The sequence below is a fragment of the Flavobacterium odoriferum genome (assembly GCF_025499515.1).
Taxonomy (GTDB): Bacteria; Bacteroidota; Bacteroidia; order Flavobacteriales; family Flavobacteriaceae; genus Flavobacterium; species Flavobacterium odoriferum.
Genome location: NZ_JAMKFA010000017.1, coordinates 95,049 through 105,247, shown reverse-complemented (window position 1 = coordinate 105,247; position 10,199 = coordinate 95,049). Strand labels below are relative to the sequence as shown.

Annotated in this window: 10 protein-coding genes and 1 tRNA gene; 8 read left to right on the top strand and 3 right to left on the bottom strand. The window is 30.4% G+C overall.

Annotation, left to right across the window (positions count from 1 at the left end; all coding sequences use genetic code 11):
- Positions 1-146 precede the first annotated feature (146 nt).
- Complete coding sequence (locus M9Q43_RS12130) at positions 147-638, top strand: thermonuclease family protein (RefSeq protein WP_262319152.1); 492 nt, start codon at positions 147-149, stop codon at positions 636-638.
- 93 nt (positions 639-731) lie between these two features.
- Here M9Q43_RS12130 and M9Q43_RS12125 read toward each other — a convergent pair.
- Positions 732-804, bottom strand: a tRNA-Phe gene (locus tag M9Q43_RS12125).
- A 123-nt stretch (positions 805-927) separates the two neighbouring features.
- On the opposite strand from M9Q43_RS12125, the gene M9Q43_RS12120 reads away from it, so the two are divergent.
- From M9Q43_RS12120 to M9Q43_RS12095, 6 genes are all read left to right on the top strand, one after another.
- On the top strand, positions 928-1,662 hold the full coding sequence (locus tag M9Q43_RS12120; protein ID WP_262319151.1) for a type III pantothenate kinase: 735 nt from the start codon (positions 928-930) through the stop codon (positions 1,660-1,662).
- On the top strand, positions 1,655-2,908 hold the full coding sequence (locus tag M9Q43_RS12115; protein ID WP_262319150.1) for a hypothetical protein: 1,254 nt from the start codon (positions 1,655-1,657) through the stop codon (positions 2,906-2,908). The genes M9Q43_RS12120 and M9Q43_RS12115 overlap by 8 nt, the downstream gene beginning before the upstream one ends.
- Before the next feature lie 18 nt (positions 2,909-2,926).
- Entirely contained in the window at positions 2,927-4,291 is a 1,365-nt protein-coding gene (locus M9Q43_RS12110; protein ID WP_262319149.1) for a tetratricopeptide repeat protein, read from the top strand.
- Between the two features lie 34 nt (positions 4,292-4,325).
- On the top strand, positions 4,326-4,853 hold the full coding sequence (gene lptC, locus M9Q43_RS12105) for an LPS export ABC transporter periplasmic protein LptC (RefSeq protein WP_262319148.1): 528 nt from the start codon (positions 4,326-4,328) through the stop codon (positions 4,851-4,853).
- 49 nt (positions 4,854-4,902) lie between these two features.
- Positions 4,903-5,085, top strand: a complete 183-nt coding sequence (locus tag M9Q43_RS12100; RefSeq protein ID WP_262319147.1) for a hypothetical protein — start codon at positions 4,903-4,905, stop codon at positions 5,083-5,085.
- Between the two features lie 230 nt (positions 5,086-5,315).
- On the top strand, positions 5,316-7,373 hold the full coding sequence (locus M9Q43_RS12095) for a peptidylprolyl isomerase (RefSeq protein WP_262319146.1): 2,058 nt from the start codon (positions 5,316-5,318) through the stop codon (positions 7,371-7,373).
- Positions 7,374-7,716: 343 nt separating this feature from the next.
- On the opposite strand, the gene rpmA is transcribed toward M9Q43_RS12095, so the two are convergent.
- Positions 7,717-7,977, bottom strand: coding sequence for a 50S ribosomal protein L27 (gene rpmA, locus M9Q43_RS12090; RefSeq protein WP_133610147.1), 261 nt, complete (start codon positions 7,975-7,977; stop codon positions 7,717-7,719).
- 31 nt (positions 7,978-8,008) lie between these two features.
- On the bottom strand, positions 8,009-8,683 hold the full coding sequence (rplU, locus tag M9Q43_RS12085) for a 50S ribosomal protein L21 (RefSeq protein ID WP_262319145.1): 675 nt from the start codon (positions 8,681-8,683) through the stop codon (positions 8,009-8,011).
- A gap of 186 nt (positions 8,684-8,869) precedes the next feature.
- Here rplU and M9Q43_RS12080 point away from each other — a divergent pair, with 186 nt between their 5' ends.
- Complete coding sequence (locus M9Q43_RS12080) at positions 8,870-10,195, top strand: M16 family metallopeptidase (protein WP_262319144.1); 1,326 nt, start codon at positions 8,870-8,872, stop codon at positions 10,193-10,195.
- Positions 10,196-10,199 lie beyond the last annotated feature (4 nt).

Sequence of the window (10,199 nt, the reverse complement as noted above, 5' to 3'; positions counted from 1 at the left end):
CGAACTTCTCCTAACGTCCCGACATATTTAACATGTCCTTTTTGTTGAGCCATAAGCTTAAATAAAATAATTATGTTTTGTGAAAAATTTCATTTAAATTTACAACATAAAGTACTGATTTACAACGTATTAAATAAAGTAAAATAATGCATTTTAACGCAAAAGAAACCACGATTAAAAAAAACCTTCTCAAAATTGTAAAGTTTGTTGATGGTGATGGAATTATTTTAGAAGATATTATTTCAAAAAAGGAATTTGAAGTTAGATTTTTGGGTATAGATGCACCCGAAATAAATTATTGTAATAAGATAAAACAAGATGAAAAAGAGTTGCAAGTTCCAGCTGCACTATTAATCAAATTAGGTTATTTATCATTTAACTTTTTAAAAGATCAAGTTAATTTGGGTGATTATTGCACATTAGTACAGGAGCAAAATAATTTAGTTGATAAATACGGAAGACATTTAGGCTATCTTATTTTAAATGATGGTAGAGTTTTGAACGAAATTATGATAAAAGAAGGCTATGCAAAGCCATATAACGATGTTTTCTGTGAAATGCTTCCATTGTATCAAGAATGGAATTTACAAGCTAAGACAAGCAAAAAAGGTTTATATTCAATAATTAATATTTTCTAAAACTATATTTAAAACACCGTACAAAAACCGTACAAAAACAAAATAAAAAATCCGTAATTACTTGATTTTCAAGTGTATTACGGATTTTAAAAGTGGTACCTCCAGGGATCGAACCAGGGACACATGGATTTTCAGTCCATTGCTCTACCATCTGAGCTAAGGTACCTTTACAATTTAGAGCATTACTGCTTGTTGATTGCGGGTGCAAATATAGAACGATTTTTATATTTTCCAAAACAAATAATAAAAAAAAATCAATTTGTATATTTGTCCCATCTAAAATAAAAGCATGCTTATTACTATCGATGTCGGGAATTCAAGAATTAAAGTCGCTGTATTTGAACAAAATACACAAATCGAGTTGTTTGTATTTGAACCGAAAGAAGCACAAAAAAAAATTGAAAATATTTTAAAAAAATATCCAAATGCAAGCCATTCTGTAATTTCTAGCGTTGGAAAACTCAATTCTTCTGTTTTAAATTATCTTCAAAAAAATACAAATCTTCAAATTATAAGTCACGAAACGAAGTTTCCGTTTACTAATTTATATGCTACACCAAAGACATTAGGAATAGACCGAATGGTAGTTTCTGCTGGTGCTGTTTTAAAATATCCCAACCAAAACAGATTAGTAATCGACGCTGGAACATGTATTACTTATGATTTTATTGATGAAAATAACAACTATTTAGGTGGTGCCATTTCGCCAGGAATAAAAATACGCTATAAAAGTTTAAACGATTACACTTCAAATCTTCCGCTGTTAGAAAAAAAAAATATTGAGCTTTTCATTGGAAACTCAACCGAAAACTCAATTCATAGTGGAATAATCAATGGTATTTGTCATGAAATAGATGGGTTTATTTCCCAATATTCTCTTAAAAATCAAGATTTAACAATAATTTTAACAGGAGGCGATACAGATTTTTTGGCTAAAAGATTAAAAAGCACCATATTTGCCAATTCAAATTTCTTATTAGAGAGTTTGAATACTTTATCAATTTATTTAAATGAAAATGATTAAAAAAATTATAGTTGTAGTTAGTATTTTCATGGCTACATTTTCTTGGGCTCAAGACAACACTTCTTCTCCTTATTCTTATTATGGATTAGGCGAAATCAAATTTAAGGGTACTCAAGATTCAAGAGCTATGGGTGGATTGAATATTGTAGGAGATAGCATTCACTTAAACTTAATAAACCCAGCTTCATATTCAAAGTTAAAACTTACCACATTTGCTGTTGGAGGAACAAGTAATTTCAACAAGCTTAAAACCGATTCAGATAACGAAAAAGCACAAAGAACAACTTTAGATTACATCGCAGTTGGACTTCCATTAGGGAAGTTTGGAGTTTCATTTGGACTTACCCCTTTTTCAGCTGTTGGATATAAAAACCAAGATATTTCTGCTATTGATGGAGAAGAAAGAACTAGATTATTTTCTGGAGAAGGTACCATTAACAGAGTATTCATTGGAACTTCTTATAGCATAAATAAATCGTTAAGCGTTGGATTTGACTTTTCATATAACTTTGGAAAATTAAACAGTCAAGCTGTAGAGTTCTTATCTGAACCAGCAATTCAATTAGGTACCAGAGAAAAAAACAGTTCAAATATTAAAGGAATATCAGCGAATATAGGATTGTTGTATAACACACCTATAAACACTAAAACAAATCTCTACACAAGTTTTACATTTAGCCCAGAATCAAAACTAAATTCAGATAATTCTAGAAACATTGCTACAATAATTTACAACATTAATGGTGCAGAATTAGTTGCCGACGAAGAAGATATCGATGTAAACGACACAAAACTTATTGTTCCTACAAAATTTAGCTTTGGTGCAGGTATTGGTAACACAAAAAAATGGTTAGTTGGAACAGAATTGACATTTTCACAAAATAGTAAATTGGTTAATCGATTTGATGATATTTTAGATGTTGATTTTGAAAATTCAACAAAAATTTCAGTTGGAGGTTATTATATACCAAAATATGATTCCTTCTCAAGTTACTTAAATAGAGTTGTTTATAGAGCTGGTTTCAGATATGAAAATACAGGTTTGATAGTAAACAATGAAAGTATTAACGATTATGGCATGAATTTTGGTTTAGGTTTACCAGTTGGAGCTTCAAGTATTAATTTAGGCTTTGAATTTGGTAAAAAAGGAACCACTTCAAACGGATTAATAGAAGAAAATTACTTCAACGTAAGTGTGGGATTATCATTAAATGATATCTGGTTTAAAAAGAGAAAAATTGATTAATAATTATAGTGTAAAAAAATGAAAACTAAATTATCTTTATTACTTATAGCAATAGCAGGTTTATTCACTCAAGCTCAAAACACAGAAGCTTGTTCAGAAAACCTTCAATTAATGGGACAATTGGTAAAAGAAAAAAACGTTGAAGCATATGACTATTTAACGTTATTGAGAAAGGATTGTCCTTCTTTTCACAAAAGCATCTACTCTTATGGTGAGGCTGCAATTAAATTGAAAATTGAAAAAGCAACAACTCCACAAGATAAAGAAAAATATGCTCGTGATTTAATGAAATTTTATGATGAGCATGATTTGAATTTCCCTAACAATGGTGCAGGAAATAAAATGAAAAAAGGATTAGTTCTTTTTGATAATAAATTAGGTACTGACAAAGAAATATATGATTTGTTAGACAATGCTTTTAAAACAGACTATGCAAATTTCAAGTATGCAAAAGCAATGTATGTATATTTTGAAATTTTAGTTAAAGACTTCAAAGCTGGAAATAAAGGTGTTGAGTTACAACAAATCTTTGATAAATATGATGACCTATCTCAAAAATTAGTTGAGGAAGAAGATGAACTTACTAATGAAAAAGACGGTTTATTAAGTAAAGAAGAAGCTGGAGAAACCTTAGCTGACAAAGAAATCAAAAGAAAAGAAAAAATTGAAAGCAACTTAGAAATTTTTGCAGGTGTTAAAAATGACATGGACAACATTATTTTAGAACTTTCTACTTGCGATAAGTTAATTCCGTTCTATCAAAAAGGATTTGAATCTAACAAAGGTAATGAAGAGTGGTTAAAAAGAGCTGCAAATCGTTTAGAAGCTAAAGGTTGTGATACAGATCCATTGTTCTCTAAAATTTCTGAAGCATTATACAAATTAAACCCAAGTGCAGAGGCTGCTGAAAAATTAGGAGTAGTAGAATACCAAAGAAAAAACATCAGCAAATCGATGGATTATTTTAATCAAGCAGCTGATTTATATAAAGACAACTCTAAAAAAGCTAATGTATACTACAAAATGGCAAGTATTTATAGCAAAAGCAACAAAGTACAAGCGCGTAACTATGCAAGAAAAGCTTTAGCGGTTAAACCTTCTTATGGAAAAGCATATTTGTTAATTGCCCAATTATATGGAAGCAGTATTAACGATTGTGGAAATGATCAATTTGAAAAAAGAGCTATGTATTGGTTGGCAGCACAATATTGTGACAAAGCTGGTGCAGCAGATTCATCAATAAAAGGATTAGCAAGTAAAACTGCTGCAAGTTACAGAGCTGCAGCTCCATCTAAAACTGAAATTTTCCAATCAGGAAAAGCGGGACAGAGAATTGCTTTTAATTGTTGGGTTGGTGAAAGTGTAATGGTTCCAAATTTATAAAATGAAGAAATTCATAAAAAATAATATAATTAACATGGTCACGATATCTATCGTGACTATGTTTTTTTCATGCGAAAGTGATATTCAAAAAGTTAAAAAATTAAGCGAAACTTCTTTTATTCCAACTGGAGAAGCAGATTCATTGAATTTAAAATATACCGATTCAGGAAAAATTAAATCAATACTTGTGAGTCAAAAAATGCTGGATTACAGCAATATTAAAAATCCATTTACGGAATTCCCAAAAGGTATAAAAGTGACCATGTATGACAACGCTGGTCAAACAACAACAATAGTTTCTGATTATGCAATTTCGTACAAAAAAACAGATATTATTGACCTACAAGGCAATGTAACCATCACATCTCATGATGGAAAAAAATTAGAAACTTCGCAATTGTATTTTGATCAAAAAAATGAATGGTTTTTTACAGAAAAACACTTTAAATATACCGATGAAAAAGGCGGGTTTCTTCAAGGTCCTGGTGTAGATTTTAGCAAAGATTTCAAAATTTTTAACATGCAAAAAAGTAGTGGGCAAGTAATGTCTATTGAAAAATAATTACATAATTATCTATAAAATTATTACTTTTGATAAAAACTAAACAATTATGTCTTATTTAAAATTCATACAATACATTTACTTAATTTTTGCAGCATTCTTTTTTTATGACGCTGCAACAAAATTTAAAAACAACGAATCATACGGATTAAGCCTAATTATTGCATTAGTTGCTATTGGAATGTTCTTTTTTAGAAGACATTTTTACAATAAATATCAAAATAAAAAATAATACTTCTCACACTTTAGAAGTGTTAAAAATCAATTACATTTATTAAAAAAAGTATTCATTGCATCCTTTTTATTCACTAATAAAAAGATTGCAAACTTTTATTTCCAACCAAATAAAGAAAAAAGTAAAATTTCTTTAAAAATTAGGCTAAAAATATGTCCTTACTATTTTATTATTAAATAGATAATTGTATTTTCGCCCTCTGAATAAAAAAATTAAACACAAATAAAATGGCAGTTTTATCTAAAATTAGACAACGCACAGGATTACTTATAATTGTTATCGGGTTTTGTTTATTAGCTTTCTTAGTTGGTGATGCTTTTCAAAGCGGAACATTTGGTTCTGATGCTAACGAAATTGGATCAGTAAACGGAACTGATATTCCAACACAAGAGTTTTTGCAAAAAGTTGCAATGGCTGAAAAACAAGGACAAGGAATCAGCAATACACAAGCTTTTAACAGTACTTGGGAACAAGAAGTTAGAAGCATTATCCTTTCTGAAGAGTTTGAAAAATTAGGTTTAAAAGTTGGTGACGAACAATTTATCAACGTAATTAAACAAAATCCTAATTTTGCTCAAAATCCACAGTTTTTAAATGCTGCTGGTTTATTTGATGAAAATAAATTTAAAGAATTTTTAAAATCAATCAAAAACGCTCCAAACCAAGAACAATGGTTACAATGGAAAGCTTTTGAAGGAAATATTGAAAAATATACTGTAGAACAAATGTACAACACTATGATTAAATCTGGTGTTTATACAACTAAAGCTGAAGGTAAATTGGCTTACAAATTAGAAGCTGATAAAGTTGATTTTGATTATGTTATGGTTCCTTTTTCATCTATTAATGATGACCAAGTAAAAGTAACTGATGCTGAAATCATTGACTTCATGAAAAAAAGTCCTAAAAAATACAAGTCAGACAATACAACATCTATTGACTTTGTTTTATTTGAAAACAAACCTTCAAAAGAAGATGAATTAGCAATGTCGTCAAAAATTAATGAATTAAAAACAAAATTTGATTCAGTATCAAATGTTGGTAAATTTGTTAATGAAAATTCTGATATCAAATTTGACTCTACTTACTTAGCCAAAAAAGATCTTCCATTAGAATTTCAAGAGCAACTATTTAATCTTCCAGCTGGTAGCGTTTTTGGACCATATGTTCATAACGGACACCAATGCTTATCAAGAATGATTGGTAGAAAAGCAAACGCAACTGCAAAAGCAAGTCATATATTATTAGCTTACAAAGGGGCTCCTCAATCTGCTGCAACAAGAACTAAAGAAGAAGCGCAAGCTTTAGCAAATTCATTATTAGCTCAAGCAAAAGCAAATCCTGACGGATTTGGAATGTTAGCAATGACAAATTCTGATGATCCAGGGTCAAAAAACAATGGTGGTGAGTATGACAACATTACTCCTGGGCAAATGGTTCCACAATTTAATGATTATGTATTTAACAATCCTGTTGGTTCAATTGGAGTAGTTGAAACAGACTTTGGATTCCACGTAATTAAAGTTTCAGGAAAAAACGATGCTGTTTTAATGGGAACAGTAGCACAAAAAATACAACCTTCAGACGCAACAATTGATGCTACTTATACAAAAGCAAGCCAATTTGAATCTGATGCATTAGAAAACAAAGATTTTGCCGCTTTAGCAAAAAAATCAGGAGTTGAAGTTGTTAACGCAAATAACATTAAAGCTTTTGACGAGTATGTTCAAGGTTTAGGTTCACAAAGAGAAATTGTAAGATGGTCATTTAGTAGTGACACAGATATTAATAGTGTAAAACGTTTTGAAACAACTCAAGGTTTTGTTATTGCAAAATTGAAAGATAAAAACGAAACAGGATTATTACCTATCGAATTAGCAAAACAATCTGTTGAGCCATTATTAAAAAACAAAAAGAAAGCAGAATTAATCAAAAAGAAAATGAATGGTAACACTTTAGAATCGGTTGCAAAATCATCTGGAGCATCTGTTCTTCCTGCAATAGGAGTTTCTTTAAAAACACCTGTTATCCCTAATATTGGAAGTGAACCAAAAGTAGTTGGAAAAGCATTTAATTTAGCTTCTGGAAAAACATCTGAAATTATTGAAGGAAATGCCGGTATGTATATGATTAAAGGGAAATCTGTTATTAAAGCTGCTGATTTACCAAGCTACACAACATACATTAATCAAGACAGAACTCAAAACCAGTCGTATTCAGTTTCAAAAGCATACACTGCATTAAAAGATAAAGCTGAAATTAAAGACAATAGAGGTAATTTCTAAAAGACAACCTCACATCTATTAAAAAAGGGATTAACACTTTGTGTTAATCCCTTTTTAATTTTTATTATCAAAACAAATTAATATATGAAAAAAAGATATACTAAATGTCTTTAATTCGATTACTTACAATGATTTTGAATTAACATCTAAAACCTCTAACAATAAATAAAATCCCTTAAAAACAACAATAACTACAACACTTCCCATTTCAAAACATAAGAATCAATATATAATCTTAAGTAAGGATGGCATTATAAAAGCAAATCAAAATAAACAACACAATGTAAAAAACAAAAAAGCCTTTCAATGTGAAAGGCTTTTTTATATGTGCTAAATAAAATTATTAAGCTTCAAATGGAATAACAGATACATAAGATTTGTTTTCCGCTTTTTTCTGGAATTTTACAACTCCATCAACTTTAGCATGTAAAGTATGGTCTTTTCCCATGTAAACATTTTCACCTGGGTTGTGCTTAGAACCTCTTTGTCTAACAATGATGTTTCCAGCAATAGCAGCTTGACCACCATAAATCTTTACGCCTAAACGTTTCGATTCTGATTCTCTACCATTCTTCGAACTACCGACACCTTTTTTGTGAGCCATGATGTTTTGGTTTTATAAGTTAATACTAAAATTAAACAGCTTTACCACCGTTTAACTCATCTTGTAATTTTTTTAATTCGTCCATTTTACCATCAGCAGCTAATTGCGCTTGTTGAGCCCAAGTAGTTGGATCTAAATGTTGTACTTTAGAAGCAGATGCATCTAAAATTGCTTTTACTTCTTCAGCAGATGCAGCAGCTAATTTTGCAAATGTATCAATTCCTGCAGCTACTAATGCTTCAGCAGCTTTTGGACCAATACCTTCTACAATAGCTAAATCATCACCTTTTTTAGAAGCTTTAGCTTTTGGAGCTTTCTCTTCTACAGCTTCAACTAATTTTTCAGCTTTTGGTGCTGCTTCTTTTTTAGGAGCGGCTGCTTTTTTAGTTGAACCACTTGCCAAAATTCCCTCAATTAAAATTTGAGTAAATGATTGTCTGTGACCGTTTTTCTTTTTGTAACCTTTTCTTCTTTTCTTTTTGAAGACAATTACTTTATCACCTTTTAAGTGTTGTAACACTTTGGCTTCTACTGAAGCTCCTTCTACAGCTGGGGCGCCTAAAGTTACGCTACCGTTGTCATCTAACAAAAGAACTTTATCGAAAGAAACTTTCGAACCTTCTTCTGAAGCTAAACGGTGAACATAAACCTTTTGGTCTTTGCTTACTTTGAATTGTTGCCCTGCTATCTCTACGATTGCGTACATAACAATGAGTTTAGTTAAAAATTTTAAGGTTGCAAATATACAATAATTTATAAATCAAACAACTAATGATTGTAATAAAATACTAAAAAAAATATTTCGATGCATTTTTATATAAAAAATAACGATTTTTGTAACATTATTAGAAAATTGCGACTTATAAAAATTATATCAACAAATTAATAACGTATGAAAAAATCTTTAATGGCTTTAGGAACTGCACTAATGCTTGGCGGAACTGCTTCAGCTCAAAAAGTAACATTCGAAGAGTTTGATTTAGACAATGGCCTTCATGTTGTGCTTCATCAAGACAATTCGGCTCCAGTTGTAATCACTTCGGTTATGTATCATGTAGGAGCAAAAGACGAACAACCAAATCGTACAGGTTTTGCACACTTTTTTGAACACCTTTTATTTGAAGGAACAAAAAATATAGCTCGTGGAGAATGGTTTAAATTAGTTACAGCAAATGGAGGAAACAACAATGCTAACACTACAGACGACAGAACATATTACTACGAAGTTTTCCCTTCAAACAATTTAGAGTTAGCCATTTGGATGGAATCTGAACGATTAATGCACCCTGTAATTAATCAAATTGGCGTTGACACACAAAACGAAGTAGTTAAAGAAGAAAAAAGACTTCGCGTAGACAATCAACCTTATGGAAACTTAATCAAAGCGGTTAAACAAAACATGTTCAAAGTACATCCATATAAATGGACAACAATTGGTGAAATGGAACATTTAGATGCTGCAACTTTAGAAGAGTTTCAAGCATTTAACAAAAAATTCTATGTGCCAAATAACGCTGTTTTAGTAATTGCAGGTCAATTTGACAAAGCACAGGCTAAAGAATGGGTTAAAAAGTACTTCAGCGCTATTCCTAAAGGAGCTCCTGTTACACGTCAAAAAGTAGAAGAAGCACCAATTACACAAGAATTCAAAGCGTCTTGGGAAGATCCAAATATTCAAATTCCAATGTTGGTTGCTTCATACAGAACACCTTCAATGAAATCACGCGATGCAAGAGTTTTAGATATGATATCGACTTATTTATCAGATGGTAAAAGTTCTAAATTATACAAAAAAATTGTAGACGATAAAAAAATGGCTTTACAAATTGGAGCTTTCAACTACAGTCAAGAAGATTATGGCATGTATTTGATTTATGGTTTACCAATGGGTGATAATACTACTGCATCAATCTTAAAAGAAATTGACGAAGAAATTGCAAAAATGCAAACCGAATTAATTTCTGAAAACGATTTCCAAAAACTTCAAAATAAATTTGAGAGTAATTATGTAAGTAACAATGCTTCAGTAGAAGGAATTGCAGATAATTTAGCAACTTACTATATGTTATATGGCGATATCAATTTGATTAATACTGAAATTGATATTTATCGTTCTATTACAAGAGAAGAAATCAGAGAAACAGCAAAAAAATATCTAAACTCAAACCAAAGAATGATTTTAGATTATGTTCCTGCTAAAGACAAAGCTCAAAACTAAGATC

Excerpts from the sequence above, each read along its gene's own strand:
- M9Q43_RS12130 (WP_262319152.1), top strand. The coding sequence starts at position 147 with ATGCATTTTAACGCAAAAGAAACCACGATTAAAAAAAACCTTCTCAAA.
- M9Q43_RS12120 (WP_262319151.1), top strand. The coding sequence starts at position 928 with ATGCTTATTACTATCGATGTCGGGAATTCAAGAATTAAAGTCGCTGTA.
- M9Q43_RS12115 (WP_262319150.1), top strand. The coding sequence starts at position 1,655 with ATGATTAAAAAAATTATAGTTGTAGTTAGTATTTTCATGGCTACATTT.
- M9Q43_RS12110 (WP_262319149.1), top strand. The coding sequence starts at position 2,927 with ATGAAAACTAAATTATCTTTATTACTTATAGCAATAGCAGGTTTATTC.
- lptC (WP_262319148.1), top strand. The coding sequence starts at position 4,326 with ATGGTCACGATATCTATCGTGACTATGTTTTTTTCATGCGAAAGTGAT.
- M9Q43_RS12100 (WP_262319147.1), top strand. The coding sequence starts at position 4,903 with ATGTCTTATTTAAAATTCATACAATACATTTACTTAATTTTTGCAGCA.
- M9Q43_RS12095 (WP_262319146.1), top strand. The coding sequence starts at position 5,316 with ATGGCAGTTTTATCTAAAATTAGACAACGCACAGGATTACTTATAATT.
- rpmA (WP_133610147.1), bottom strand. The coding sequence starts at position 7,977 with ATGGCTCACAAAAAAGGTGTCGGTAGTTCGAAGAATGGTAGAGAATCA.
- rplU (WP_262319145.1), bottom strand. The coding sequence starts at position 8,683 with ATGTACGCAATCGTAGAGATAGCAGGGCAACAATTCAAAGTAAGCAAA.
- M9Q43_RS12080 (WP_262319144.1), top strand. The coding sequence starts at position 8,870 with ATGAAAAAATCTTTAATGGCTTTAGGAACTGCACTAATGCTTGGCGGA.